The sequence below is a fragment of the Mycobacterium sp. 1274761.0 genome, assembly GCF_001668615.1.
Classification (GTDB): Bacteria; Actinomycetota; Actinomycetes; order Mycobacteriales; family Mycobacteriaceae; genus Mycobacterium.
This window is the reverse complement of the sequence record NZ_LZMC01000062.1, coordinates 101975-128852: the sequence shown is the minus strand read 5'-3', so window position 1 is coordinate 128852 and position 26878 is coordinate 101975. Positions and strand designations below refer to the sequence as shown.

Here is a 26878-nt window from a genome sequence, read left to right as displayed (position 1 = left end):
CCGTGATCGAGGGAGGGCACTGTGGCTACACCCACCACCGCGTCGGCCGAGCGCTTCGAAGAGACCGACGGCGACGTCACCTATATCCGTACCGACAGGGATCTGCCGCCGGTGGCCATCATCGACCGGTCGCCGATCACGCTGCGACACAGGATCATCTTCGGGATCATCGCGATTGTCGGCGCGGTTGCCTGGGCGGTGATCGCGTTCTTTCGCGGGGAAACCGTCAACGCCGTGTGGTTTGTCATTGCCGCAATCTGCACCTACATCATCGGTTTCCGGTTCTACGCCCGGCTGATCGAGATGAAGATCGTTCGCCCGCGCGACGACGATGCCACGCCCGCAGAGCTTTTCGAGAATGCCACCGATTACATGCCGACCGACCGGCGGGTGCTGTTCGGCCACCACTTCGCGGCAATCGCCGGCGCGGGCCCGCTCGTCGGCCCGGTGCTGGCCATGCAGATGGGGTATCTGCCGGGCACCATCTGGATCATCATCGGCGCGGTGCTGGCCGGGTGCGTTCAGGACTATCTGGTGTTGGCGATCTCCACCCGCAGGCGCGGGCGGTCGCTCGGCCAGATGGCGCGCGACGAGCTCGGAGCCATCGGCGGCGCCGCCGCCATCGTGGGTGTGCTCGTCATCATGGTGATACTGCTCGCGGTGCTGGCGCTCGTGGTGGTCGGCGCGCTGGCCGAAAGTCCGTGGGGTGTCTTCTCGATCGCGATGACGATTCCCATCGCCATCTTCATGGGGTTGTACCTGAGGTTCCTGCGGCCCGGCCGGGTGTCGGAGGTCTCGCTGATCGGCGTCGCACTCCTTCTGCTGGCCGTGATCGCGGGCGGTTGGGTGGCTGACACCGATTGGGGCACTGAGTGGTTCACCTTGTCGAAGGTCACCCTGTCGTGGGCCATCATGATCTACGGTTTCGCGGCGTCGGTCCTTCCAGTGTGGTTGCTGTTGGCGCCGCGCGACTATCTGTCCACGTTCATGAAAGTCGGAACCATCGTCCTGCTGGCGATCGGAATCTTGTTGGCCCGCCCCGTGATGGAGGCCCCGGCCATCTCCCAGTTCGCCGGCAGGGGCACCGGACCGGTGTTCGCGGGTTCCCTGTTCCCCTTCCTGTTCATCACGATCGCGTGCGGGGCCCTGTCGGGCTTCCACGCGTTGGTCGCCTCGGGCACCACCCCCAAACTGCTCGAGAAGGAAAGTCAGATGCGGCTGATCGGCTATGGCGGCATGCTGACCGAGTCGTTCGTCGGCATCATGGCGTTGATCACGGCGGCTATCCTCAACCAGCACCTGTATTTCGCGATCAACGCACCGACGGCTCAGACTGGGACCACCGCCGCCAGCGCGGCCGAATATGTCAATGGCTTAGGGCTTTCCGGTGCCCCGGCAACAGCCGAACAACTCTCTCAGGCCGCCGGCGACGTCGGCGAAAAGTCGATCATCTCGCGCACCGGTGGGGCGCCGACGCTGGCGATCGGCATCTCCGAGGTGCTGCACCAGGTGTTCGGCGGAACGGCGTTGAAGGCGTTCTGGTATCACTTCGCGATCATGTTCGAGGCGCTGTTCATCCTCACTACGGTCGACGCGGGGACGCGGGTGGCGCGTTTCATGCTGTCTGACGGGCTGAGCAATCTGGGCGGTCCGCTTCGCAAGCTGAAAGATCCGAGTTGGCGTGTGGGCGCCTGGATATGCAGCATCATCGTCGTCGCGGCATGGGGCAGCATCCTGCTGATGGGCGTCACCGACCCGATGGGCGGCATCAACACGTTGTTCCCGCTGTTCGGCATCGCCAACCAGTTGCTGGCCGCTATCGCGCTGACGGTGGTGACCGTCGTCGTCATCAAACGTGGACTGCTGAAATGGGCTTGGGTACCGGCACTTCCGCTGTTCTGGGATCTCACGGTCACGATGACGGCATCGTGGCAGAAGATTTTCTCGGCCGACCCGAAGCTCGGTTATTGGAAGCAGCACAGCATCTGTCAGGCTGCGAAGGAGGCGGGCAAGGCCTGTCTGACAGCCAAGAACCCGGCCGACGTGGACAAGATCGTGCGCAACACGGTCATCCAGGGATCGCTGTCGATTCTGTTCGCTGTGCTGGTGCTCATTGTTTTCGCCGCGGGAGTGATCGTCGCGCTGCGCGCAGTTCGCGGTACCGGCAGCCCGCTCACCGAAGACGAACCGGTGCCCTCCCAGCTGTTTGCTTCATCCGGACTCATCCCGACAAAGCCGGAACGGGAGGTGCAGAAGCAATGGGACGCGCTGCCAGCGCCACAAAGGAAGTCGCACGCCAAATCCGTTGGTACTGGGGTTCATTGATGGGCGACAACCATTACCGCCGCTACCTGGAACACCGCAGGATCACTCACCCCGGCGAACCCGTCTTGTCCGAACGCGAATATTGGCGCATGCGTCACGACGCGACGGATAGCAACCCCAACCCGCGATGCTGCTGAACAAGCGCTCTAACACATTCAAAGCGACGACATAGCCGATTCTTACTTTGCCTTCCTAACCTCGACCGCGGGTTGGGGACGTCAATCGACGTGAAAGGCCTCGAATGAAACTCGGTCAAGTCGTCGCGGGAGCGGCGATTACGTGCGCGATCGGTGCCGCAGGCATCGGCCTGAGCGCAGGCATTGCCAATGCTGCGCCGCCATGTCCGCCTGGCGCGCAATGCGGTCCCGGCGGGGGCTCCGGTGGCCCCCCTGGCGGAGGTGACCATGGCGGGCCGGGCGGGCCGCCACCGGGCAATGTCCGCGGTCCCGGCGGGGGCTCGGGTGGCCCCGGTGGTCCTGGTGGTCCCGGCGACTTCCGCGGACCCGGCGGACCCGGCGACTTCCGCGGGCCCGGCGGCCCGGGTGGGCCACCACCCGGAGATTTCAACCGCCCGGGTGACCATGATTGGCGACCGCCGTGGAACCCGCAGGACAACGACTGGCGCGGGCGGTTCCGCGGAGCGCCGTGGGGCGACGGGCCACCGCCGTGGGGCTTGGGGCCGCCGCCACCACCGGCATGGAACGGACCGCTGCCGCCGGCGTGGGGTCCGCCGCCACCGCCCATCAACTACTTCGGTTTCCAAGAGCAGCCGATTTGGGATCCCGGCTATAACCAGTGGGGCTTCTGGTTCTTCGGAATCTGGATTCCGCTGCCTATATAACGAATCTCCTGCCGACGGCCGCCTCGGTTCATCCCCGAGGCGGTCGTCGACGCTTCAGCGAAGGGAGTACCGGATGGGGAGGTGCTTGAGCCCACCGACGAACGTCGTCGCCACGTGCTGCGGTTCGCCGGCCAATTCCACGGATTCGAGTCGCGGCAACAGCTCGGTGAAGAAGCTGTTCACCTCCATGCGGGCAAGTGCAGCGCCGAGGCAGAAGTGGACGCCGTAGCCAAACGCGATGTGCTTGTTGGGTTCCCGCGTCACGTCGAAGCGGAACGGATCGTCGAACACGTCCTCGTCACGGTTGCCTGACGCGTAGGACAACAGCACCGACTCCCCCGCTGTGATCGGCACGCCGCGAACGGCGGTGTCCGCGACCGCCGTCCGCATGAACGCCTTGACGGGCGTGACCCACCGAATCATCTCTTCGGTCGCCAGCGGCATCAGCCCGAGATCGTTGTGGAGACGCGCCAATTCTGCGGGGTTCTCGATAAGCGCGAGCATGCCACCGGAGATGGTTGCACTCGTCGTGTCGTGGCCTGCGGCGGCAATGATGGCGTAATAGGAGATGGTGTCGATGTCGGACAGCGGCTCGCCGTCGACCGTGGCGTTGGCGATCGCCGAAGCCAGGTCATCGGTTGGGTTTTGGCGCCGCTCAGCGGTCAACGCGGTGAAATATTCGAACATTTCCACCAGCGCGGATATCTGTTCAGCGCCGTCGGTGCCCCGCTTGAACTCGTCGTCGTCGCTACCAAACAGTTCCTGGGTCAGCTTGAGCATCAGAGGGAAGTCCGATTCCGGCACACCGAGCAGCGACATGATCATGTACAGCGGATAGTTCACAGCGACCTGTTGAACGAAGTCACATTCGGGCCCGATATCGGCCATCTTGTCGACGTAGACCTTCGCGAGCTCGTCGGCCCGATTCTTCAACGTCCGCATCGCTTTCGGCCGAAACCAGTCAGCGCCGATTGCCCGCACGGCACGGTGCTGCGGATCGTCCATGTGGATAAGCGTGCGGACGCCGATGGCGGCCTGGCGCTCGTCGTCCTCGGCGCGCACCAGCACCGGCCGCGGGTAATTGGTGAACAGCTCGTTGGCGCGCTCAATGTCCATGACGTCGGCATGCTTGGTGATCGCCCAAAACGGTTGGTAGGACGGGACATCGACCCAGGACACCGGCGCATTGGCACGCAGATGCGTCAGCGCCGAATGAAGTGCCGTCTCGTCGGTATACGCCTGCGGTGTCGCGAATACCCGTGCGGCATCGTCCATGATGGGCGTACTCACGTTTGGCTCCTCATCTCCTGCAGCACGGTGGTGACGGTGGCCTCGTCAATCGAGGGCGGGAAACCCACCAGCACGCGATCGATCACCCCGTCACACCGGTGGCGGATCGCTTTGGCGACCTCGTCGACGGGCGCGACCACGGCGAACTCGTTGAGGATGGCGTCGTCGATCAGCGAGCCCATCGCATCCCATTCGCCGGCGTGGGACAGCCGATGCAACTCCGGCTGTAATCCTCCCCAGCCATGCAGCTCGAGCACTTTGCGGTAGGCGGGCGTCGACGCATAGAAGGCGATCTGCTTGCGCGTGCCTGCGGCGTTCGCGGCGACCTCGGCGTCGTCATTGCCCGTCACCACGAAAAGCGGGCACGACACCTGGAAGTCACTGCGGTCGCGGCCGGATCGCTTCATGCCACGCATCAGGGCGGGCGTCGTCACCTCATCGAAGTATTGCTTGGTCGTGAAGGCGTGCGCGAGCAGACCGTCGGCGACCTCGCCGCACATCTCCGTCATGGCTTCACCGACCGCGGCGATGAACACCTTGGGAGCGTTGTGGGCCAACGGTTCCGGAGTGAACATGGGCGTCATCAATTTGTGCGTGTAGAAGTCGCCCTCGAACGCCAGCGTGGTGCCGGTCTGCCAGCACGACCAGATCTCGCGCATCGCAACGACGAATTCCCGCATGCGTGCCACGGGTCTGCTCCACGGCATGCTGAATCGGTTCTCGATGTGGCGCCGGATCTGCGAGCCCAAACCGAGAATGAAGCGGCCTTGCGAGTACGCCTGCAGATCCCAACCGATGTTGGCGACGGTCATCGGGTTCCGCGCGAAGGCGACCGCAATGCTGGTGCCCAGTTCGATGGTCGAGGTGTGCTCGGCGGCCAGGACGAGCGGCAGGAACGGATCGTGGTTGATCTCGGCGGTCCAGCAGCAGTCGTAGCCGCGACGTTCCATCCGGGTGGCGGCCTCGGCGGCGTCGCCCAGTTGGCTGGAGACGGCCCCGTCCACCTTGAGACCGTCGCGGTCACCCATAAGCGGGGACGCTACAGTAAGCAATTCAGTATGGTCAACGTGAGCACGCTGGTGCGACGATCGGCTGGGGACGACGGGAATTGCACATGACACACGAGCAGGGCTGGCAGGAGACGCTCGAAGACCTCGAGCTCCGGCGTCAGCGCTCGCGCGCCATGGGCGGAGATGATCGGCTGGCAAAGCACCGGAGCAAGGGGAAGCTCGATGCTCGTGCACGACTCGATCATCTGCTGGACAAGGGCACGTTCCGCGAGTTTGGCACGTTGGTCGGCGGTGAAATCGCCGCCGACGGAATCGTGGCCGGAACTGGAATGATCGGCGGCACACCGGTGATGGTCGGCGCGGAGGACTTCACGACGCTGGCGGGCAGCATCGGTCCCGGCGGCAACGCCAAGCGGTATCGGCTGGCCGAGTTGGCTCTGCGTGACAGGGTTCCCATGGTCATGCTCCTCGAGGGCGCTGGGTTCCGGCCCAGCGGAGAGCATTACGGCCGCACCCCCACCGACCTGCTCGCACAGGCCCAGTGCTCGGGCAAGGTACCCACCGTGGCCGGGGTGCTCGGGCCGTCCGCTGGACATGGTGCGCTGGTGGCGCCGGTGTGCGACTTCACGATCATGAGCCGTCAGGGCGCGATCTTCACGGCCGGACCGCCGGTGGTGAAAGAGTCGACGGGCGAAGAGATTTCGAAGGAGGACCTCGGCGGTCCCGGGGTCGCACTCGCTAGCGGAGTGATCCACAATCTCGCCGACGACGACGAAGCGGTGCTCGACGACATTCGGCGCTACCTGTCGTACTTTCCTGCGAGCGCGTGGTCATACCCACCGCAGCTGCCCGCTGACGAGTCCGCCGAGCCGCGGGCCACACCGGAGCTGCTCGACATCGTGCCCCGCGGCAACCGGCGCGTGTACGACATTCGCGCTGTGCTCGACGTCGTCTTCGACAGCCCCGACTGGTTCGAGGTGCAGCCGAAGTTCGGGCCCGCGATCATCACTGCGTTGGCCCATCTCGGCGGCCATCCCGTCGCCGTGGTCGCCAACCAGCCGAAGGTTCTGGCCGGCTCGATCGACGCCGATGCCGCCGATAAGGCAGGCCATTTCATCACGGTCGCCGACTCGTTCCACCTACCGATCGTCTTCCTGGCCGACAATCCCGGCATGCTGCCCGGCAGCCGATCGGAGAAGAGCGGCGTGCTGCGCAGCGGCGCGCGCATGTTTGCGGCGCAGACGGTCGCAACGACGATCAAGCTGCACGTGACGCTACGAAAGGCGTACGGGTTCGGGTCGATGGTGATGTCGCTGTTGGGATTCGACAATCAAAGCGCGACGTTCGCCTACCCGGGCGCGACAATGGGCGCGATGAGTGCCGCCGCGCTGAGCCGCGCGTCGCATGCCGCCGAGGACGTCGAGGCCAAGCTCCGCAGGGCAGAGGTGGAGGCGTCGTTCCGGTCGGCGGGCCACCTGGGTTTCGACGACCTGATCCATCCCGAGGAGACCCGCGACGCTCTGCTGGCGGCGCTGCGACGCGCGATCTACAGCAGGCAGGCGGCGGCAGAACCCGTCAGCCGAACCCTCATCACCCCCTAGCCTTTCGTGCGATTTCGAAAGCCCGGTAGGCGTCGACGATCGGCGCGAGTTCGTCGGGGGTTGCGCCGTGCATGATCAACGCGTCAGCGCCGTAGTCGAACTCCTTGCGAATCCGCTCGACACACTGTTGAGCCGAGCCGGTGGCCGCGGGCTCGAGCCATTCGTCGGGTATCAGCGCCGCGATGTGTTCGATCTGGTCAGCGGTGGCCTTGTGGTCGATGCCACCGGGTATCGACTGCACGACCGTGTCGTCGCGAAAGCGCTGCAGCACAGCAGGATCCCAGCCATTGGTGGTGACCAGTAGGTCACCGTAACCCTGCAGATAGGTGGCCAGCCGCGCGACGGTCTTCTTCAGTCGCAACTCTTCGGGGAGATGATCGCCGACGGTCGCGAAGCAGGACCACACCCGCACGCTGGCCGGGTCGCGGCCGGCCTGCTCGGCGGCGTCCTTCACGGTCTTCACACACCGCTGAAGCGTCTCCGGAGTGAAGTAAGTGTGGAGAATGACGTCGTCGAAGACACGGCCGCCCAACGCGAGCGTGTTGGGGCCGAATGCCACCAACGCCAGTCGGATGTCCTCATTGAAGTCGGGATCGAGAAACAGCACCGGATACTTGCCGATGGGACCGTCGTGGTTGAAGATCAGCTCGCCGCGCCACAGCCGCCGCATCACGTGGGCGAAGTCCTCCATCTGCGCAGTGGTGACCGACGGGATGCCGAATGCGCCATAAATCGCGCCGATGCCTCGGCCGATTCCCAGTGTGAAGCGGCCGCCGGACAACCGGTGCATCGTCGTGGCCCACGAACCGGTGATCAATGGATGGCGTGTATTGTGATTCGTTGCGGCCGTGGCGATCTGCATGCGGTTGGTGACGGCGCACGCGGCGCCGACGAGTGAGGACGCCTCCTTGACGTTCCACCGTTCGGAGATGAACGCCGTACCGAAGCCCACCGCCTCGCCGCGGCGGGCCTCCTCCATAAGCGACGAAGGGCCGTCTCCACCTGCCCCAGCGAGCAGGTAGTAGCCGAGCTCGTCGAGCAATCGCTCCGTCACGCCCACACTCCTAGTTTGTATCGGCAATTCCGGACGTCGCCGTCAGCGTACGCAAGAACCGCTCCGATGCCCGCTGGACACCTTTGGCGAACAAGTGTCCGACATGGCTTCCCTTGTGCCAGACGAGTTCTCCGCCCCACCGTTGATGGAGTTGCAGGGCGGCCTCGCGTCTGGCCATCTGGTCGTGCCAGGCGCCCACGATCAGACGGCCCCGCGGCGGCGGCGTCGGATCGACCTTGGTGTGGTCGACCACGGATGCCAGCGCGGCTACGGTGTCGGACCCGAGCAGCCGGATCGTCTCGTGCACCGACGGCCCCCATCGATGCAGATGCTGGGAGATCATGGCGTTGAGCCCCGTGATGGGCGTGTACACCGCGACGCCGTCGACCTCCTCGAAATGGGAGACCAACGCTGCAATCGGGCTGCCCATCGATACCCCGGACACCGCCATGACTGCCGACTGCGGGCGCAGCCACTGCACCAGCGCGCGCACCTCGGACACCACGCGCATCATGCCCGCAATGTTGTTGAGCGGGTCCATGTTCGGATACGGCGGCCACGCGGTGCGACGCGCGCCGTGGCCCGGTTGAACGGGCAGCGCGATGTTGAAGCCGAGGTCGTCCCGAATCCGGCGGGCGTGTGAGAACAACAGGTCGATCGGCTGACCTTGACCGGCGCCATGCACCCACACCAGCCATGGTCTGCCGTCGTCACCGGTTCGGCACAGGTGGACGAGCGCGGTGGCAGCACCGCCGAGACCCACGCTGGTCAGAGACGGCGGGAGCACGGGTTCGTGGTCGAAGGTCAGCTTCTCATACGTCAGGCGGCCCAAGCGGCGCCGGCGAAGTGAGCGCACCTGCAACGGATTCGGCGGGCTGTGCGCCTGCTCAACCCCTAGCGCCGAAAGCTCCTCGGCGGCGGCCTGGCACGAATCCACGGTGCGCTCCAGCTTGGGCGGCGGTGCGGTCAACGTCATCCCCGACAGCGCAAGCTCGTCGAGCATCACCTCGCCCAGCTGCCGTGCACCGATGGGCGACAACGGCTTCCAGTCGCCGGAGCTTTTCAGGGCGGCGTGAGCACGCGGCAACACACCGGCGAAGTCTCGGCCGATCCGGTAGGCCCGCTCTGAGGTCTTCATCGACTACGCGAGCTTGAATCCGGCGTAGCCATTCATGGCGACCTCGTCGCACCGCTTTCGGTACTCCGGAAGTCCGGCGGTGTATCCCATGTACATCCGTTTCTTTCCTGGCACGTTGCCGCCGTTGTACCAGGAGTTGCAGCTCGGGTCTACAAGCACCGTCGGCGCCACCAGCGACGTGGTGTGTTCGACCCAGTCGTGCTGCGCCTCGGGCTGGGCCTCGATCGTCCGGTAACCGTGAGCATGCAGGTACGTGATGCAGTCCCCGATCCACTCCACATGCTGCTCCAGTGCGGCGACGAAATTGCTGGCCGGAGCCGGGCTTCCTGGTGCCTGCACGACGAAGAGGTTGGGAAACCCGGCGACCGCCAAACCGAGATAGCACAGCGGACCCTCGCTGGCCCAGAAATCCCTCAGCGACAACCCATTACGACCGCGGATGTCAATGCGGCTGAGCGCACCAGTCATGGCATCGAACCCGGTGGCATAGATGATCACGTCAAGGTCATAGGAGCCCTGATCGGTGTCGATGCCCGACGGTGTCACGGCCCGGATTGGACCCCTGCGCAAATCGACAAGGGTGACGTTGTCGCGGTTGAAGGCCCGGTAATAGCCCTGATCGATGATCGGCCGCTTACAGCCGAAGGGATGGGTCGGCGTCAACGACACGGCGGTTTCGGGGTCACGGACGATCCTTCCCACCGCCTCGCCGTAGAGCTTGGCCGCCAGGCGGCTGGCTTCGATGTCGAAGAACACGTCACCCCAGCTGAGCGCGCCCATGACGCCATTCTCTTCGATGGCGCGCAGTTGGTCGGCCCGCGAGGCCGTCTTCAGCGGCGGGTTGGCCATCATCTGGAACATCACCGAGAACGCCGACAACCGCGCCGCGCCGATCGGATGCTCGCGCTGGGCCGCGCGGATCTCGCCATAGCGGGCTTTCATCTCGTCGAGCTCGCCCGGCTCGAACTCCCGCACCTGCCAGGGCAGCGTGTAGGCGGGTGAACGCTGAAATACGGTGAGGTGTTCGGCCTGCTGGGCCACCACCGGGATCAGCTGCACCCCAGTTGATCCGGTGCCGATGACGCCGACCCGCTTACCGGAGAGGTCGACGTCCTCGCGAGGCCACCGGCTGGTGAACAGCGACGTGCCGGTGAACGTGTCCATGCCGGGAATGTCGGGATCCAGCGGTGCGGAGAGGATGCCGGCGGCGGCGACTACGAACGGCGCCGTGATTTCCTGTCCGGCTTCGGTTTTCACGGTCCACTCGGCGGCCTGCTCATCAAAGATCATCGACACGACGTTGGTGTCGAACCGGATGTCGCGGCGAAGCTCCAGCTTGTCGGCTACGAAGTTCAGGTATGCCTCGATCTCCGGCTGGCCCGGCATCGTCTCCGTCCACACCCACTCCTGCTGGATCTCCTCGGAGAAGCTGTAGGAGTACTCGATGCTCTCGATGTCGCAGCGGGCACCGGGATACCGGTTGAACAGCCACGTGCCGCCGACCTGGTCGGCCCGCTCGAGCGCGACGGTGCGCAGGCCGAGTTCGCGCAGCCGGTGCAGGGCATAGAGACCGGAGAATCCGGCACCGATGACGATCGCGTCGAAGCGATCACCTGACATCGCCACGCCTCCTTGCGCTGCCTCTCCACCCCGCGACTGCCGAAAACTATACTGTAATATCTTCCGTTGACTAGGCTCGGCGTCACAGGAGGCTGCGCGTGAAAGTGCCCTTCACCTGGAAGGTCACCGGTTGGTTCATGATCGGCTGGTCGGCCGAATACGCCACCGGTGAGGTGCGCCCGCTGCGGCACTTCGGTGAAGACCTCGTCGCCTACCGCGACGAGGCGGGTGAACTGCACGTGCTGTCCGGGCACTGCCGGCATCTCGGCGCGCACATCGGCCACGGCGGCAAGGTTGTCGGCGACTGTGTCGAATGCCCGTTCCACGGCTGGCGATGGGGACCGGACGGCACCAACCGCTACATCCCCTATCAGCCCGACCGCCCGAACAAGGCGCTGCGCCTGCGCGTGTATCCGGTGCGCGAGCAGTACGGCTGCGTGTTCGTCTGGCACCAACCCGACGGCAAGGACCCGCAGTGGGAGATGCCGGACTTGTTTCACAAGTTCCCACAGTTCCCGACCGACCCGGACGCGTATTACCGCCCCTACCCGGAGTTTTCGCGCCGCGCCGAGCATGAGCCGGTGCATCCCCAGATCGTCGCGGAAAACGGGCCCGACAGCGCGCACTTCCACTATGTGCACGGCGCCACCGTGACACCGGTGTGCCTCAACTGGGAGGCCGTCGACGAGGAATGGCGTTTCCTCACCGGCTGGCCCGACACCCGCAGCGACGACCCGAACGAGATGGCGCTCTACATCCACAGCCACTTCTCCGGACTGGGCTTCGCGATCAGCGCTTTCGAGGGGTCGTCGAACCACCGGCTGATCTTCGCGTGCACGCCCGTCGAGGACGGCTATTCGGACATGTTCTATTCGATCTGGTGGCCGCGGCTTCCCGGCGACACCTCCGACGTGCCGCCCGATTCGGTGCGCGAGAAGGTCGAGCGCCAATTCATGGGCACCGTGTGGGACGACCTCAACATCTGGCGCTACCAGGAGTATGTCGAACATCCTGCGCTGTCGAAGGTGGACGCGAAACCCTATATGGCCATGCGGAAGTGGGCGACGCAGTTTTACGAAGTCCCCGCATCGGTATGACCGTCGACCTCGCCGACATCGCGGCACCCGGGCGGACGGCGATCGTCACACAGGAACTGCAGGGCGCGGTCGTCGGCCCCAACGCCGGCCTGGCCGCGCTCGCCAAAGCCGCCCGCAAGCAGGCGCTGCCCAGCATCGAACAACTGCTGCCGGTAGCGCGGGGCGCGGGCGTGCGTATCGTGCACTGCCTCGTGCAGCGCAGGCCGGACGGGCTCGGCGCCAACCACAATGCGCCGATATTCGCGTTGGGCAGCAAGCAGGTCGACATCAGCCCTGGCAGCGAAGGAGCCACGCTGCTGCCCGAATTCGGGCCCGCCCCAGCCGATGTCGTGCTGCACAGGTGGCACGGTGTGGGCCCGATGGGCGGAACCGACCTCGACGCGGTGCTGCGTAACCTCGGCGTGACGACGATCGTCGCCGTCGGCGTATCGGTCAACATCGCCATCACCAACTTGGTGATGGACGCCGTCAACGCCGGCTACCGTGTGGTGCTGCCGCGCGACGCCGTCGCAGGCATTCCCGCCGACTACGCCAACGCCATCATCGACAACACCCTGGCGTTGCTCGCCACGGTGACCACCACTGAGGATCTGATCGCAGCGTGGAGGTGACCGACAACCGGCCACGAGACCAGAGCACCGTACTATCCGAAGCGAACGGCCTGATCGTTACGCTGTTGCCGCACCAGCCCTGAGAGGATTCATGTCCGACCCGCTCCTCACGTCCGCGGAGACTACCGCCACAATGCAATTCACTGTTCCCGCCGCTGCGGACGCCGTCGCGGGAGCCATCGGCGACCGGGAGTACATCATCCAGGGCGACCGCCGCTACACCTTCGCCCAGATCGTCGAGCGGTCCAACCGTCTGGCGGCCTACCTGCACTCCCGGGGGCTGGGTTGCCACACCGAGCGCTCGGAGCTGGCCGGTCACGAGGTCGGCCAGGACCTGCTCGGGCTGTACGCGTACAACGGGCCGGAATATGTCGAGGGCATGCTCGGTGCCTGGCGGGCCCGGGTGGCGCCATTCAACGTCAACTACCGCTACGTCAAGAACGAGTTGGCCTACTTGCTGGCGGATTCCGGCGCCACCGCGCTGCTCTATCACGCCAGGTTCGCGCGCCGCGTCGCCGAGGTGCTCCCCGACCTGCCGAAGCTGCGGGTGCTGATTCAGATCGCCGACGACTCGGGCAACGACCTCATCCACGGCGCCGTCGATTACGAGTCGGTCGTCGGCTCGGGAGCCTTGGAACCACCGCCCGTCAACCCGTCACCCGACGATCTCTACGTGCTGTACACCGGCGGGACCACCGGGATGCCGAAGGGCGTGCTGTGGCGTCAGCACGACATCTTCATGACGTCGTTCGGCGGCAGAAACATGTACACCGGCGAGGTCGCAGGCTCCTACGACGAGATCGCCAAGCGGGTCGCCGAGAATCCCGGCACGAAGATCTTCACGCTTCCGCCGCTCATGCACGGTGCCGCGCAATGGGCCGTCATGACGGCGCTCACTACCGGGCAGACGGTCGTATTCCCGGCAACCCAAGGGCATTTCGATGCCGATGAGGTGGTGCGGACGATCGAGCAGGAGAAGATTCTCACGGTCCAGGTCGTTGGTGATGCGATGGCCCGTCCCATCGCCGACGCCATCGAGCGGGGTACGGCTGATGTGTCGTCGCTGGCGGTCGTCGCCAACGGCGGAGCCTTGTTGACGCCGACGGCCAAGCAGCGCCTCATCGATGTCAAGCCGGGCTTGATCGTCATGGACGGGGTCGGCTCGTCGGAGACCGGCATCCAGATGAGCCACATGTCGACGCCGGGCGCGGTGTCGACCGGCAAATTCAACGCCGGGCCCGACACCAGCGTCGCCGCCGAGGACCTCGGCTCAATCTTGCCGCCGGGTCATGACGGTATGGGGTGGCTGGCGCAGCGGGGATTCGTCCCGCTCGGCTACAAGGGCGATGCGGCCAAGACCGCCAAGACTTTTCCCGTGATCGATGGTGTGCGGTACTCGATACCCGGGGACCGGGCCCGCCACCTCGCTGACGGCGGCATCGAGCTGCTCGGACGTGACTCGGTGACGATCAATTCCGGTGGCGAGAAGATTTTCGCCGAAGAGGTCGAGAGCGCGGTGCTGTCGCATCCGGCGGTGGCCGACGTGGTGGTGTCCGGACGGCCCAGCGAGCGGTGGGGTCAGGAGGTCGTCGCGATCGTCGCCCTCGCGGACGGGGCCACCGCCTCTGCGCAGGACCTCATCGACCACGCCGCCGGTGTCATCGCCCGCTACAAACTGCCCAAAGCTGTGGTGTTCCGGCCGGCGATCGAGCGCAGCCCGGCAGGCAAGGCCGACTACCGGTGGGCCCGTGAGCAGGCGATGAGCGACGCCACCTGAACCGCGTACCGCGGGCATATCTTCTCAGAGACCGATACTGTAATCTTTACAGTACCTATCGCAGTCCGTCGGAAGATGCGGGAGCTCGCTACGTGGATACGCCGGTGCTCGATGTCACGGCCGACGAAGCGGCCGACCTTCTCCGCAACCCCTACCCCATCTTCGAACGCAGGCGGCGAGAGACCACCGGCGTCTTCCGGGGCAGCGTCATGGACTGGACGAAGGCGCCCGACGAATTGCGACCCGAGCATCTGTACGCCGCAGTGTCCTTCGAAGCGGTGAACCGCGTGTTCCGCGACGGCAAGGCTTTCAACTCACACATCTACGACTCCACGGTCGGGCTGTTCATCGGCCCCACCATCCTGGCAATGGAGGGCAAGAAACATTGGGATCACCGCAATCTCGTGTCGTCGGCGTTCAAGTCGAAGTCGCTGCTGCGGTGGGAACCCCAGATCGTACGTCCGGTGGTCAACTCGTTGATCGACGAGTTCGTCGACACAGGGAAGGCCGATCTGGTGCGCGACTTCACGCTGGAGTTTCCGACCCGGGTGATCTCTCGGTTGCTGGGGCTGCCCGACGAAGACCTGCCGTGGTTCCGCAAGCGTGCGGTCGAGTTGATCAGCTATCACATCCGGTACGCGCGCGCATTCGAAGCGTCTGCCGCATTGAAGGAATACTTCCTCGACCAGATCGAGAAACGCCGCTTGAAGCCGACCGAGGACATCATCGGAGATCTCGTCACAGCCGAGATCGACGGTGACAAGCTCACCGATGAGGCCATCTACTCGTTCCTGCGGCTGCTCCTGCCGGCGGGCCTCGAGACCACGTACCGCTCGTCGGGCAACCTACTGTTCTTGCTGCTCACCCATCCCGACCAGTTCGGCGCGGTGCAGGCCGACCGGGAACTTCTCGGGTCGGCCATCGAGGAGGGGCTGCGCTTCGAGACCCCGTTGACCACGGTGCAGCGGTATGCGGCAGAGCAGACCGAGCTGGAGGGCGTGCCGGTGCCCAAGGGCGCGGTGATCGACGTCTGCATTGGTTCGGCGAATCGCGACGAGCATCGCTGGGAACGCTCCGAAGAGTTCGATATCTCGCGTAAACGCGTGCCGCACATCTCATTTGCCGCGGGCGAGCACACCTGTCTGGGCCTGCACCTGGCGCGGATGGAGACCCGTGTGGCGCTGGAGTGCCTCCTCGATCGGCTGACCGACATCAAGCTGATCGGCGACGACGACCCGCACATTCACGGCCAGCCGTTCCGTTCGCCGACGGCGCTGCCCGTCACCTTCGCGCCCGCGAAGTGAGCTGTCGTCTGTCTATGCTCGACTCATCTCACGGAAGCGGAGGGTTGACGTGATCAAGGTGATGGAGGGGGTGCGCGTCCTCGAGGTTGCGCAGTTCACCTTCGTCCCCGCGGCGGGGGCCATCCTCGCCGACTGGGGTGCAGACGTCATCAAGGTGGAGCACCCGGTGCGCGGTGACACGCAGCGCGGATTCATCAACATGGGTGGCTTCCAATTGGATCCGGAGCGCCACCCGCTGATCGAACATCCCAACCGCGGCAAGCGCAGCATCGGGATCGACGTCTCCACCCCGGGCGGGCAGGAGGTGCTCTACGAAATCGCCAAGGCCTCCGATGTCTTTCTGACCAACTACATGCCTGCGCAGCGCCAGAAGAACAAGTTCGACGTGGAGCACATCCGCGCCGCGAACCCGAAGATCATCTACGCCCGTGGCAGCGCCTACGGCGACAAGGGGCCGGAGCGCGACACGGGCGGCTTCGACGGCACCGCGTTCTGGACGCGCAGCGGTGTCGGTCATGCGTTGACTCCGGAAGAGCTCGGTGGGGCGCTGTCGCAAGGCATTCCGGCGTTCGGCGATTCCATCGGGGGCATGAATATCGCCGGCGGCATCTCTGCCGCCCTCTTCCACCGTCAACGCACCGGCGAAGCTGTCGAAATCGACGTGTCCCTGCTGAGCACCGCCTGGTGGGCGGCGGGGGCCAGCGTGACCCAGGGCATGGAGACGGGCGAGACCATGCGGTCACCGATGCCCGATGCCGCCGCGCCATCGGTGAACCCGTTCATGGGCAACTACCTGACCTCCGACGGCGGCACGATCAACCTGTGCATCGTCAGCCCTACGGGCTACATCCGCGACGCGTTCGAGCACCTCGGGTTGCCGGAGCTGGCCGATGATCCCCGCTTCTGTGACGTCATGCCCTTGATCGAGAACGCGTCTGAGGCAGCGCAATTGATCGCGGACTCGATTCGTAACAAGCCGTTTGACTATTGGCGACAGCACCTCAAGACCATGCGGGGCCAATGGGCGCCGTTCCAGAGCCTCATCGACTTGACGACCGACGAGCAGGCGATCGCTAATGACATGATCGTCGAGGTCGAGTCAGCCGACGGTAAGCCGTTCAAGGTGGTCCGCGGGCCGATCCAGTTCAATCACGAGCCGCTCGAAACCACAAGGGCGCCCCAGGCATCCGAACACACTGAGATCGTGCTGATGGAGCTGGGCATGAATTGGGATCGCATCGAGGAACTCAAGAACGCCGGCGCCATCGCCTAGGCATCCCAGGCACGGCGGGCGATCGCGACAGGCCGGTCCTCCTTGATGACGCGGTCGACGATGAAACCGAGGCGCTCGATTTTGGGAATTACCCGCATGTCCTTGACGTATTGCGAGCGATTAGTCCGGTGCTGATCGCCGTCGTACTCGGAGACGACCTTGAACTCATCCCAACCGATGTCGACGGTTCGCAACAGCGTGCCGTCGGTATCGAATATCGGTATCTGTGTCGTCGGCTTCGGTAGCCCCGCGTCGATATAGATCAGCCGCAACCACGTCTCACGCGGCGACGCTGCGCCGCCATCGACGAGTGGCAGCGCATCCTTGAGCTTCTTGACGCCGCGCACCGCGATACCGCTTGGATAGCAGCAACACCTCTTCGGTCGAGAACGGCGCGGCCCGCATCAATGCATCGAGGCGTGCGATGGCTCGATCACGCGGAAGATGACGGCCGATGTCCAGAGCTGTGCGCGCAACAGTCGTGACAGGTAAACCGTCAACCCGACATATTTCGTCATCCGCGATGCGCTCATTTCGCGCGACGATGCCAGTAGGCGGGTAGGCATGGGTGTGCTTGTAGATCAGCTCGATCGTGGTACCAGCTCCACCCACTCCGCCCCGTGGATCGCGGAGGCCGCTACGCCGGTGACGACTGCCGCCGTTTCGACCATAGCCAGGCTCCGGTCGCACGATCGCGCAATGTCAGCTCTCGGCCGCGCGGCGCGTGCACGTTCGGAAAGAACGGGCGATACCACCGCGCGAGTTCGTTCCGCGTGACGACACCGGTGGAAACCGCTTCCGTGCCGACGATTATCTCGGCCACATTCGATAGACGTCGAATGCCAGCGCTCGGCTCCCCTGTCCGCGAAACGGAATTCCAGCACCGAAAAGCGAGTGATGGGGTGCTGGAATATCGTTTCGCGGAAGTTTGGTCTGCGATACTGTAAGCGTTACAGTTGCGATACACTCGCCGGATGAACGACGTCGCCATCATCGGTGTTGGGCTGCACCCATTCGGCCGCTTTGAAGGCAAATCCGCAATGGAGATGGGTGTCGAGGCCATCTTCGCCGCGATCGCCGACGCCGGGGTCGCGTGGAACGACATCCAATTCGCGACCGGCGGCAGCTGGACCGTCGCGAATCCGGACGCAATCGTCGCAATGGTGGGGTTGTCCGGCATCCCGTTCACCAACGTCTTCAATGCCTGCGCCACGGCGGCGAGCGCCGCGAAGGTCTGTGCGGACGGCATTCGGTTGGGCGACTACGACATCGGCATCGCTGTCGGTCTCGACAAACATCCGCGCGGCGCCTTCACCGAAGACCCTGCGTTGGTCGGCATGCCGAGCTGGTATGCCGAGAACGGTCAGTACCTGACCACTCAGTTCTTCGGCATGAAGGCCAACCGCTACCTGCACGACCACCGCGTCTCGCAGGCGACGCTGGCAAAGGTGGCAGCCAAGAACTTCCGTAACGGTGCGCTGAACCCGAATGCTTTCCGCCGCAGGCCTATTCCAGAGGAAGACATCCTTAACTCGACCATGCTCAATTACCCGCTGACGCAGTACATGTTCTGCGCACCCGACGAAGGGGCGGCCGCGGTAGTGATGTGCCGCGCCGACATCGCACACCGCTATACCTCTAAACCTGTCTATCTGCGCGCGGTCGAGGTGCGCACCCGCCGTTACGGCGCCTACGAGGTGAACACGACCTTCGCACCGGTCGACGAGGACGTGGCGCCCACGGTGTATGCGGCCAGGGCGGCGTTCGAAAAGGCCGGAGTCGCACCGGAGGACGTCGACGTCATCCAGCTGCAAGACACCGATGCGGGCGCCGAGATCATTCACATGGCCGAGTGCGGGTTCTGCGAACACGGCGAGCAGGAGAAGCTGCTGGCCGACGGCGCGACCGAGATCGGCGGTTCGATGCCGGTCAATACCGACGGCGGCTTGATCGCCAACGGTGAACCCATCGGCGCGTCGGGCCTGCGCCAGATCCACGAGTTGGTGCGGCAATTGCGCGGCGAAGCTGGCGATCGCCAGGTCGCCGGTGAACCGCGGGTCGGCTTCGCCCAGCTATACGGCGCCCCAGGCACCGCTGCCGCGACGATCGTGACCCGCTAGCCCATGAGCCGGCTGCTCAACCCGTCGCCGGCCCTCTCTCGGTCGACGTAGAACTGTGCGGCCCTGGCGACGGATTCGGCGGAAGGACGCGGCTGCCAGCCGAGTTCGCGCGTGGCCTTGCCGTGGTCGGCGGGCGACATGATGTGCATGAGTCGGACCCCGTGCACATTCATCGGCACATCGCGCCGCAACAGCCGGCCCGCCAGACCGAGCAGGCCACCGAAGGCATACATGAGCGGAAGCGGCACTCCGAGCCGCGGCGGCTTGGCGCCGACGGCCCGTGCCGCCGTTTTCATCAAGTCCTGCATGGACATGAAACTTTCCGAGATGATGTAGCGTTCGCCTACCCGACCTCGTTCGGCCGCAAGCAAGAACGCGTCGGCGACATCTTCGATCCCGACCACTTCGCTCGCGACGCCCTTCACGTAGACCGGCATCTTCCCGAGTGCCGCCATCTGCACCATCATGCCTTGATTCGGCTGCCAGTCGCGCGGCCCGTACGGGTTGGACACGCACAGCGCGACGGCGGGAAGCCCACGTTCGCGGGCGTAGCGCAGCACCAGGTCTTCGGCCTGGCGGCGTGACTCGATGTAGGCACCACCCTTGCCCGCCCAGTTGAAAGGCATGTCCTCCGTTGCAGATTGGCCGCGCTCAGCGATCGCGATCGTGCCGATCGTGCTGCAGAACACGAACCGGAACAGGTCGGCCTGCACGGCGATATCGAGCACGCGGCGCAGGCTCTCCACGTTGGTTTCGAACAACGGGGAGGGGTCGCGCAGATAGAACCGCGTGTCGACCACGCAGTAGAACACCACGTCGCGGTCGGCCATCGCTGCCCGTATCGCCTCGTCGTCACCCAGGTCGCCGTAGCACCGCTCGACCGAGAGGTCGTCGATCGCCACCGTGTTGCTGGACTTGCGTAGATACACCCGCACATCGTCCCCGCGCTCGACGAGCTTGCGGGTGACATGGGAGCCGACGAAACCGGTGGCGCCCATGACGAGAACCTTGCGTGCTGTCATACCGCCGCCTTCGTCTTCGGAGGCGAGTAGTTCGGCTTGCCGAGGCCGAGGACGTACTGCGCGATCATGTTGCGGAACACCTCGAGCGTGCCGCCGTAGATACCGACCAGGGGCGCGAAGCGGTAGACGTACTCGGAAGCGCCGTCGTCGGCCGCACCGTCGGTTCCGACCGGCAGCGAAGCCGCCGTACCGAGAATGTCCATCAGGTCCGGCGAGATATCGCGCATCGTCTGCGCCAACGCGACACGGCCGAAAATGCTGGTGGCCGACAGGGAGGCTTCCATGCGAGCGACGCTGCGGCCCAATCGATATGCCACCGAACCGTCATCGATCAACCTGCGCCCGTCCGGTCCCACCTCGGCGACCTTGGCGGCGACCGTGTCGGCCGCGGTGGCCATGAAGCCCGCCTGGTGCATCATGATCGACACGTCCTGCAGACCGTCGGGTGCGGCCTCCACCGCCCCATGCTCGACGTTGAGCGGCTCGCGGACCACCGTCCAACCGTCGTTCACCTCGCCGAGCCGATATCTGTCGTCGACGCGGACATCGGTGTAGTACACGATATTCGTCCGGTCACCATCGACGGTGCGAATGCCTTGGATCTCGATGCCGGGCGAATCAAGCGGCACCAGAAACATCGTGAGGCTCTTGTGTTTCGGCGCGTCCGGGTCTGTATTGGTGATCAGGAATACGTACTGGCAGTTGTGTGCACCTGTGGTGAACATCTTCGACCCGTTGATGATCCAGCTGTCACCGTCGCGCACCGCACGCGTCTTGCACGTCGCGACATCGGACCCACCCTCGGGTTCGGTGTAACCGAGGCAGAGCCGGACATGGCCACTGAACACCCTCGGCATCACCTCGGCCTTGAGCTCTTCCGACCCGAACTTCTCCACCGACCGCGCGATCATCGCGGTGGTACCGAACGTCACCCATGGCACATGGGCCCGGCGCTTCTCCAGCTCCCAGATGCGCCGCCGCACCCTGTTGAAACCGCCTTCGGACTCCGGTCTCCATTCCTTGGTGAGGTAACCGGCCGCGCCGAGCGCCAGATGCACACCCTCATCGAAATTGTCGCCGGTTTCGCGGTCACGCCGAATGACCTCGTCGGTGACCAGCTCCCGCAGATAGCTGCGTGACTCGTGCAGGAACTCCTCGTCCTCCTCGGACAGCTCGACCCGGGAGAAGTCCATTATCTCGCCGCCTGGCTTTCGCGGGCGGAGACGATCTCGGCGATGTATTTCGCGCTGGCGCCGGGATCCCCTCCGGCCAGCGCCCATCCCCGGGCACGAACCAGATACGCCGAAGCGGGCGCCTCCGCGCTGACGCCGAGCCCGCCCTGCACGTGCACGGCCATAGTGGCGGCCTTCGATGCCTCCTCGGCCATGAACACGAATGCCGACGGTGCCAGCTCCTTGCGTTCGTCGGGCTCGTTGTCGAGGAACCATGCCGCGCGCCGGGCGAGGTTACGGCCGCCCTGGACCGTGATGGCGATATTGGCCAGCGGATGCGATATGGCCTGCAATGTGGAGATCGGCACCCCGAGCGTGTACCGGTTCTTGGCGAACTCGGTCGCGATCGTCATCGTCTCCTCGACAAGACCTACCAGTGCGGCGGCCATCAGGACACGCCACTCATCAAGCGCGCGTTGGTATTCCGACAGCGCGTCTGTACCGCTTGCCACCACCGTGCGACTGTCGGCCGCCGCCGGGTCGACCCACGCCATCGGCAGCTTGCCGATGTTGTCCACTCTCACCGGTCGGGTGCCAAACGTCAGCCGCAATACGTCCTGACCGTCCCGCACGAGGATCTGGTCGGCTATCGAGCCGGCGGGAATCAGCCGCACCCCCGTCGCACTGTCGTGCTGCGGGTCGAGTGCAGCCAGCTGCGTGCCGTTGACGACGTCGGGCTCCACTGACTCAAGCCGGGCCAGCAGGCGTGACGCAACGACGTGGTCGATCCACGGTACGGGTGCCATGGACCGGCCGATCTCCTCCGCCACCAGGGTGAGGTCGACCAGTGTCGCTCCGTCGCCACCCGCCGATTCCGGCAGCGCCATCGTGGTGGCGCCCATACCGCACAGGCGCTCCCACAGGCTCTTGTCGAAGCCTGTCGCCTCGGCAGCGCGCACGGTTTCGATCGGGCAGTGCGTCTTGAAGAATTGCTTGTACGCCTGCTGAACGGCTTGATGGTCTTCGGACAGGCTGTAGTCCAGTCGGCGTAATTCGTATCGGTCCAAGGTCAGTCCTGTTCTGCGAAGAAGAATTCTTGAGCGTTGTTGTACAGATAGTTGTCCAGCACCTTCGCGGGCAGATCCAGAGCGGCGGCTTCGGGCACCACCCGCCGCATCCGCAGCACCGGCCAGTCCGACGCGTAGATCACTTTGTCCTGTCCGCGGGTCCGCATGTAGTGCAGCAGGCTCTCGGGCAGCCGCTTCGGCGACCACGCCGACGTCATCAGCCGCAGGTTCTGATACTTGATCATCAGCCGAATAGCGATGTCCCACCACGGATCGGCGCCGTGGATCATGCACAGCTTCAGCTCGGGGAAGCGCACGCACACCCGGTCCAGATGGATCGGGTTTTGCACTTCGCCGGGAATCGGCGGTCCTGGCAAGCCCGTGTTGATACACAGCGGGAGCCCCATCTCGGCGCACTTGGTGTAGAGCGGATAGTAGACCGCGTCGCTGGGCGGATACTGTCCGTCCCCCCAGAAGCTGGGCCCGACAACGGTATACGCCACCGGTAGGTCGCTGACGACCGCGGTGAGTTCACGCAACGACGTGATCGGCTTGAGCAGGTTGACGCCGCCCATCGCGAGCCAAAACCGATCAGGCCGTGACTCGACGAACTTGCGGGCGGTGATCGACGGTTTGGCGAGGTTGTCCATCAGGATCGCTTTGGCCACGCCCTGCTCGTCCATCTCATCGATCAGAGCCGACAGGTCCACGGGCGCGAACATCGACTCCGGTCCCTTGAAGTAGTCGTCTCGCACCTTCAGCATCCAGGTGGGCTGCTGTTCGGTCTCGCCGAAGTGCACGTTGACCAGGCAATCAATCGCTTTGGTCGTCATGTCAGCGCCCTTTGCGCCGCTTGGCTTTTCGCCCACCGGTAATCGGCCTTCCCGTTACCGAGACGGCGTACGCGCTCGACGAAAACAAACTCTTTGGGCGCCTTGAATCGAGCGAGGTTCTCGACGCACACGGCGCGCAGTGCCTCGGTGTCGACGGCTGCGTCCGGCCGGGCTTCGATCAGGGCGACGATCTCCTGCCCCCACCGCTCGCTGTCGCGACCGACCACCAACGCGTCGGCCACCCCGGGACATGCCCGCAACACTCCTTCGACCTCCTCGACGAAGACCTTCTCTCCCCCGGTGTTGACAACCAACGAATCCCGGCCGTACAGCCGTAGGGTGCCGTCTTCCTCCAGCGAGGCCCGGTCCCCCGAGACCACGACCCGCCGGCCCTCCACCACCGGGAAGGTCCTGAGGGTGGCTTCGGCATCATCGAGATACCCCAACGGAATACGGCCGCTACGTACCACCCACCCGACTTCCGGTTCACCGGGGACGACGAACCTGGTCAGGTCTTCCGACACCACCGTCCCGCCTTCGCGGAGGTCGAACGTCTCGCGGCGGGAGCCTCGCTGATTGTGCCCGAACCCCATGTTTCCGGTCTCCGACGAACCGTAGCCATTGATGATCGTCAGCTGCGGCAACCTCTCCAGCAGGGCACTCACATGCTTGGGATTGGTTGCTGCACCGCCTGTTCCGATGGCATACAGGGTCGACAAATCGTAGTGGCCGCGGTCGAGTTCCTCAACCAGTGGAGCAGCATAAGCATCCCCCACCATCGTCATCATGCCCACCTGATGCCGTTCGGCGGTGCGCAACACCCGCACCGGATCGAACCCGGCGCGGTCGTCGTAGAGGACCACGGGTAGCCCGGCCAAGGCACCGGAGAACACCGTCCACAGGCCCGCCGCATGCATCAGCGGCGAGACGGCGAACCACGGCGGGCCCTCGTTGCGACGCACCTTGTCGTGGATTTCGGTCGGCGACTCGTGATCAGCGCCGACCATCGAAGACACGTAGGTGTCGCTCTGGCGCCACAACACCCCTTTCGGCCTACCGGTCGTGCCACCTGTGCAGTACATGATGACGTCGTCCGGTGAACCGGTGATACGGTGCTGCGCGCCCTGCGCGACAGCGTCATCCAGCCCGACCGAGCCCGGAATCTCAAGGGCGTCGCTTCCGTCGTCGACCGCGATGAGCAGGTCGGCGTCCAGTAAGCCCAGCACATCGGCGAACTTCTCCCCGAGGGCGCGGTGGTAGATGACCGCTCGCGGCTTCACATACTCCAGCAGCTCGGTGACTTCGCGCTGCGTGTAGTGGTGGTTGACATTCACCGGAACCGTGCGAGCCTTCAGACAGCCGATCACCATTTCCGGGTAGCGGTCGTTGTACATGACCAGCGCGATGCGGTCCTGGCCGCACTCCCAGTTCTGCAGCTCTTGGCGCTCGCGATGCACACCGAAGCCCTGCTCCGCGAGGAAGTTCGCGAGCCGTCGCGTGCGGGCAGCCATATCACCGTAGGTGGTGACGCGGTCGCCGCACACCGTCATGGTGCGGTTCGGTATGACGTCGGCGATGGCGTCGACGACGCCGCCGATGGTCCACTCCATTCAGGAAACCGGTACGTCGGAGCCGAGGAGGGCAAGGGCGTTGTCCCGCATGACCTTCCGTGTGTCTTCCGCGCTGAACTCCGGGAACTGTGGAATGTCGGCGGTGAACGCCATCGGATCGGCGAGCCCCTCACCGTGCGGCCAGTCGGACCCGAACAGGATTTTGTCCACGCCAATGGTGTCGGCCAGCAACTTGACGTCGTCCTCGTAGTACGGCGCGATCCAGACATTATTGCGCAGCTGCTCGATTGGGTCCTCCTTGAAGTGGTACGGCGCATTGTTCGCCGCCTTCTTCAGCCGCTTGATCAACCGGTACACGAAATAGGAGCCGTTTTCGATGCTGGCGACCTTCAACGTCGGATGCCGGGTGAAGACCTGGTGGACGATCATCGACGCCATCGAGTCGTGGATGGCGCGGTCGTCGAGCAGCACCTGGTCGAGTGGATCCTTCTTGCCGAAGCCCTCGAACGTCGCCTTACCGCCCCACAGCGCCGCGATCGCCAGATACCCGCTGTCGGAGAGGTGGAAGATCACCGGAATGCCGGCTTCAGCCAGCCGGGCCCACACCGGATCGTGCAGCGGGTCGCCCAGCGAGCGCGGTTTGACCCTCCCCGGTACCGGCGCGGGCCGGACACAGACGATCTTGGCGCCCCGGCTCAGGACGAATTCGACTTCCTCGACGGCTTTGTCGGGGTCGGCCAGCGAAATGATCGGTGCCGACAGGAACCGGTGGTCGGGCCGATCGAAACCCCAATCCTCGTCGAGCCAGAGGTTGAAGGCGTGCACAGACGCCATGGTCGCCTCGATGTCGTGCTTGAGGGCCTCCTCTACTCCGCACGCGAATGTCGGGAGCATGAACACGGTTTCAAGGTTCTGCTTGTCGAGGACCTTCATGCGGGCGTCACGGTTCTGATACTCGGGGTGGTCGCCCAAACGGTCCACTTTCATCAACGACGCCGGGTCGACACCGTCGGGGATTTCCCCGCGGAACAACAGATCCAGGCAGCCGGGCTCGATGATCGGGTCGAACGTGGGGTTGGGGATGAAGTGGTTGACCACGCCACCGATGACGGCGAAAGTGCGCTTGCCCTCCGTGAGCATCTGCACGCCACGGCGTTTGAACTCCTTGGGCAGGTGCCGGGTGAACGAGTCGAGCGGCTCGTAATAGTGGTTGTCGACGTCGATCGCCCTGTAGGCCAGCTTCGGACAGGTGATCGGCTCCGCAACTTGCTCGGTCGTCATGGCGTGACCTCCTCCAACGGCGGGAAGTTCGGCGTGCGCTTTTCGAAGAAGGCGGAGATGCCCTCGATGAAGTCTGGCCTCTGCATCGACTCGCCCATCAGCTTTTCGGCGTGGTTGCTGGCCTCGAACACATCACGCATGGTGTCTGCGTACACCTGATGCTTGATCACCGCCAGGGAACTCGGCGCGCAATTGGCTGCGACGTCCTCGGCGTAGGCGATTGCGCGGGACAGCAGTTCGTCCGGCGGCACGACGTGGTTGACGAGACCGAGCGAAGCGGCCTCTTCCGCAAGGACGACGCGACCGGACAACAGCAGGTCCATCGCCACCCCCCACCCGACGACGCGCGGGAGTATCCAGCTGATGCCGTACTCGGCGATCAGCCCGCGGCGGGCGAACGACGTCGTGAACTTCGCTCCCGCCGCAGCGAATCGGACATCGCACATCAATGCCTGCGTCAGCCCGATGCCTGCGCAGGCGCCGTTGATGGCAGCGATGACGGGCTTGCGCAGCGTTGCGACAAAGTGCGGGTGTCGTTCGCCCACCAGCGTGCTGACGTCGGTGTCGCCGTTGGTGTTCGCCTTCTCTATCGACGACAGATCTCCCATGTCCGCGCCGGCGCAGAAGGCCCGCCCCGCGCCCGTCACGACGATCACCCGCACGTTCGGATCGGCCTCGGCCCTGTCGAGCAACGCGTAGAACCTCGCGGCCAGGCCGCCGCCCCATCCGTTCATCCGTTCGGGTCGGTTGAGCGTCAGGACCGCCACACCGCTGTCACGGAGCTCGTAGAGGACCGGGTCGTCGGCACTCACCGGGCGGGCCTCCTCAGGGTACGTGTCGTACGCACTTACTGTACACCTTTCGGTAGCGG

The 26878-nt window shown here is 64.8% G+C and carries 22 protein-coding genes and 1 pseudogene; 10 read left to right on the top strand and 13 right to left on the bottom strand.

All coding sequences use genetic code 11. The features are described from left to right. Positions 1-21: 21 nt before the first annotated feature. The 3 genes from A5651_RS13045 to A5651_RS24930 all read left to right on the top strand — a co-directional run bounded on the left by A5651_RS13045 (position 22) and on the right by A5651_RS24930 (position 3166). Positions 22-2325: a carbon starvation CstA family protein gene (locus A5651_RS13045; protein WP_066980826.1), complete on the top strand. Its 2304-nt coding sequence runs from the start codon at positions 22-24 to the stop codon at positions 2323-2325. After that, the gene (locus A5651_RS24935) at positions 2259-2462 is read left to right on the top strand and encodes a YbdD/YjiX family protein (RefSeq protein WP_082943745.1); all 204 of its coding nucleotides are present in this window, start codon (positions 2259-2261) and stop codon (positions 2460-2462) included. Before A5651_RS13045 ends, A5651_RS24935 begins: the two co-directional genes overlap by 67 nt. Positions 2463-2566: 104 nt before the next feature. After that, positions 2567-3166 carry a hypothetical protein gene (locus tag A5651_RS24930; protein WP_082943744.1) on the top strand — a complete coding sequence of 200 codons (600 nt, stop codon included), beginning with the start codon at positions 2567-2569 and terminating at the stop codon, positions 3164-3166. A 54-nt stretch (positions 3167-3220) separates the two neighbouring features. On the opposite strand, the gene A5651_RS13040 is transcribed toward A5651_RS24930, so the two are convergent. After that, positions 3221-4441 (bottom strand): cytochrome P450, encoded by a 1221-nt coding sequence (locus tag A5651_RS13040; protein WP_066981218.1) that lies wholly within the window; start codon positions 4439-4441, stop codon positions 3221-3223. Positions 4442-4452: 11 nt separating this feature from the next. Then, positions 4453-5484: an LLM class F420-dependent oxidoreductase gene (locus tag A5651_RS13035; RefSeq protein ID WP_066980823.1), complete on the bottom strand. Its 1032-nt coding sequence runs from the start codon at positions 5482-5484 to the stop codon at positions 4453-4455. Positions 5485-5570: 86 nt separating this feature from the next. Here A5651_RS13035 and A5651_RS13030 point away from each other — a divergent pair, with 86 nt between their 5' ends. Beyond that, on the top strand, positions 5571-7067 hold the full coding sequence (locus A5651_RS13030; RefSeq protein ID WP_066980819.1) for an acyl-CoA carboxylase subunit beta: 1497 nt from the start codon (positions 5571-5573) through the stop codon (positions 7065-7067). On the opposite strand, the gene A5651_RS13025 is transcribed toward A5651_RS13030, so the two are convergent. Genes A5651_RS13025 through A5651_RS13015 form a run of 3 tightly spaced genes read right to left on the bottom strand, consistent with a single transcriptional unit; the run spans position 7057 to position 10879 of the window. Beyond that, complete coding sequence (locus tag A5651_RS13025; protein WP_066980816.1) at positions 7057-8121, bottom strand: TIGR03857 family LLM class F420-dependent oxidoreductase; 1065 nt, start codon at positions 8119-8121, stop codon at positions 7057-7059. The two genes, A5651_RS13030 and A5651_RS13025, sit on opposite strands and share 11 nt — an antisense overlap. Before the next feature lie 10 nt (positions 8122-8131). Then, positions 8132-9259: an esterase gene (locus A5651_RS13020; protein ID WP_066980814.1), complete on the bottom strand. Its 1128-nt coding sequence runs from the start codon at positions 9257-9259 to the stop codon at positions 8132-8134. A gap of 3 nt (positions 9260-9262) precedes the next feature. Continuing rightward, positions 9263-10879, bottom strand: coding sequence for an NAD(P)/FAD-dependent oxidoreductase (locus A5651_RS13015; protein WP_066981215.1), 1617 nt, complete (start codon positions 10877-10879; stop codon positions 9263-9265). A 98-nt stretch (positions 10880-10977) separates the two neighbouring features. On the opposite strand from A5651_RS13015, the gene A5651_RS13010 reads away from it, so the two are divergent. From A5651_RS13010 to A5651_RS12990, 5 genes are all read left to right on the top strand, one after another. After that, on the top strand, positions 10978-11976 hold the full coding sequence (locus tag A5651_RS13010; RefSeq protein WP_066980810.1) for an aromatic ring-hydroxylating dioxygenase subunit alpha: 999 nt from the start codon (positions 10978-10980) through the stop codon (positions 11974-11976). After that, the gene (locus tag A5651_RS13005; protein WP_066980808.1) at positions 11973-12587 is read left to right on the top strand and encodes a cysteine hydrolase; all 615 of its coding nucleotides are present in this window, start codon (positions 11973-11975) and stop codon (positions 12585-12587) included. The genes A5651_RS13010 and A5651_RS13005 overlap by 4 nt, the downstream gene beginning before the upstream one ends. Positions 12588-12678: 91 nt before the next feature. Continuing rightward, positions 12679-14364, top strand: a complete 1686-nt coding sequence (locus A5651_RS13000; RefSeq protein ID WP_197496609.1) for an acyl-CoA synthetase — start codon at positions 12679-12681, stop codon at positions 14362-14364. A 92-nt stretch (positions 14365-14456) separates the two neighbouring features. Then, positions 14457-15668: a cytochrome P450 gene (locus A5651_RS12995; RefSeq protein ID WP_066980805.1), complete on the top strand. Its 1212-nt coding sequence runs from the start codon at positions 14457-14459 to the stop codon at positions 15666-15668. Between the two features lie 61 nt (positions 15669-15729). Continuing rightward, entirely contained in the window at positions 15730-16941 is a 1212-nt protein-coding gene (locus A5651_RS12990) for a CaiB/BaiF CoA-transferase family protein (protein WP_066981208.1), read from the top strand. Here A5651_RS12990 and A5651_RS12985 read toward each other — a convergent pair. Then, positions 16938-17764 (bottom strand): annotated as a pseudogene (locus A5651_RS12985) (hypothetical protein). The gene A5651_RS12990 and the pseudogene A5651_RS12985 sit on opposite strands and share 4 nt — an antisense overlap. Positions 17765-17915: 151 nt before the next feature. On the opposite strand from A5651_RS12985, the gene A5651_RS12980 reads away from it, so the two are divergent. Continuing rightward, a complete protein-coding gene (locus A5651_RS12980; RefSeq protein WP_066980802.1) occupies positions 17916-19061 on the top strand; it encodes a thiolase family protein in 1146 nt (381 codons plus the stop codon). On the opposite strand, the gene A5651_RS12975 is transcribed toward A5651_RS12980, so the two are convergent. From A5651_RS12975 to A5651_RS12945, 7 genes are read right to left on the bottom strand one after another with little or no spacing between them, the layout of a single operon-like run. Next, positions 19058-20083, bottom strand: coding sequence for an NAD-dependent epimerase/dehydratase family protein (locus A5651_RS12975; protein ID WP_066980799.1), 1026 nt, complete (start codon positions 20081-20083; stop codon positions 19058-19060). The genes A5651_RS12980 and A5651_RS12975 overlap by 4 nt on opposite strands. Beyond that, on the bottom strand, positions 20080-21276 hold the full coding sequence (locus A5651_RS12970) for an acyl-CoA dehydrogenase family protein (RefSeq protein WP_066980796.1): 1197 nt from the start codon (positions 21274-21276) through the stop codon (positions 20080-20082). Before A5651_RS12970 ends, A5651_RS12975 begins: the two co-directional genes overlap by 4 nt. After that, positions 21276-22322: an acyl-CoA dehydrogenase family protein gene (locus A5651_RS12965; protein ID WP_066980793.1), complete on the bottom strand. Its 1047-nt coding sequence runs from the start codon at positions 22320-22322 to the stop codon at positions 21276-21278. Before A5651_RS12965 ends, A5651_RS12970 begins: the two co-directional genes overlap by 1 nt. A 2-nt stretch (positions 22323-22324) precedes the next feature. Then, positions 22325-23155, bottom strand: a complete 831-nt coding sequence (locus tag A5651_RS12960; protein WP_066980791.1) for an amidohydrolase family protein — start codon at positions 23153-23155, stop codon at positions 22325-22327. Next, on the bottom strand, positions 23152-24765 hold the full coding sequence (locus tag A5651_RS12955; RefSeq protein WP_066980788.1) for an acyl-CoA synthetase: 1614 nt from the start codon (positions 24763-24765) through the stop codon (positions 23152-23154). Before A5651_RS12955 ends, A5651_RS12960 begins: the two co-directional genes overlap by 4 nt. Then, entirely contained in the window at positions 24766-26007 is a 1242-nt protein-coding gene (locus A5651_RS12950; protein WP_066980785.1) for an amidohydrolase family protein, read from the bottom strand. It lies immediately after the preceding gene. Continuing rightward, positions 26004-26819, bottom strand: a complete 816-nt coding sequence (locus A5651_RS12945; RefSeq protein WP_066980781.1) for an enoyl-CoA hydratase — start codon at positions 26817-26819, stop codon at positions 26004-26006. The genes A5651_RS12950 and A5651_RS12945 overlap by 4 nt, the downstream gene beginning before the upstream one ends. Between the last annotated feature and the right edge of the window lie 59 nt (positions 26820-26878).

Bases quoted from the DNA above. Each gene is read 5' to 3' on its own strand.
- A5651_RS24935 (WP_082943745.1), top strand. From the start codon at position 2,259: ATGGGACGCGCTGCCAGCGCCACAAAGGAAGTCGCACGCCAAATCCGT.
- A5651_RS24930 (WP_082943744.1), top strand. From the start codon at position 2,567: ATGAAACTCGGTCAAGTCGTCGCGGGAGCGGCGATTACGTGCGCGATC.
- A5651_RS13040 (WP_066981218.1), bottom strand. From the start codon at position 4,441: ATGGACGATGCCGCACGGGTATTCGCGACACCGCAGGCGTATACCGAC.
- A5651_RS13035 (WP_066980823.1), bottom strand. From the start codon at position 5,484: ATGGGTGACCGCGACGGTCTCAAGGTGGACGGGGCCGTCTCCAGCCAA.
- A5651_RS13030 (WP_066980819.1), top strand. From the start codon at position 5,571: ATGACACACGAGCAGGGCTGGCAGGAGACGCTCGAAGACCTCGAGCTC.
- A5651_RS13020 (WP_066980814.1), bottom strand. From the start codon at position 9,259: ATGAAGACCTCAGAGCGGGCCTACCGGATCGGCCGAGACTTCGCCGGT.
- A5651_RS13015 (WP_066981215.1), bottom strand. From the start codon at position 10,879: ATGTCAGGTGATCGCTTCGACGCGATCGTCATCGGTGCCGGATTCTCC.
- A5651_RS13005 (WP_066980808.1), top strand. From the start codon at position 11,973: ATGACCGTCGACCTCGCCGACATCGCGGCACCCGGGCGGACGGCGATC.
- A5651_RS13000 (WP_197496609.1), top strand. From the start codon at position 12,679: ATGTCCGACCCGCTCCTCACGTCCGCGGAGACTACCGCCACAATGCAA.
- A5651_RS12990 (WP_066981208.1), top strand. From the start codon at position 15,730: ATGGAGGGGGTGCGCGTCCTCGAGGTTGCGCAGTTCACCTTCGTCCCC.
- A5651_RS12980 (WP_066980802.1), top strand. From the start codon at position 17,916: ATGAACGACGTCGCCATCATCGGTGTTGGGCTGCACCCATTCGGCCGC.
- A5651_RS12975 (WP_066980799.1), bottom strand. From the start codon at position 20,083: ATGACAGCACGCAAGGTTCTCGTCATGGGCGCCACCGGTTTCGTCGGC.
- A5651_RS12970 (WP_066980796.1), bottom strand. From the start codon at position 21,276: ATGGACTTCTCCCGGGTCGAGCTGTCCGAGGAGGACGAGGAGTTCCTG.
- A5651_RS12960 (WP_066980791.1), bottom strand. From the start codon at position 23,155: ATGACGACCAAAGCGATTGATTGCCTGGTCAACGTGCACTTCGGCGAG.
- A5651_RS12955 (WP_066980788.1), bottom strand. From the start codon at position 24,765: ATGGAGTGGACCATCGGCGGCGTCGTCGACGCCATCGCCGACGTCATA.
- A5651_RS12950 (WP_066980785.1), bottom strand. From the start codon at position 26,007: ATGACGACCGAGCAAGTTGCGGAGCCGATCACCTGTCCGAAGCTGGCC.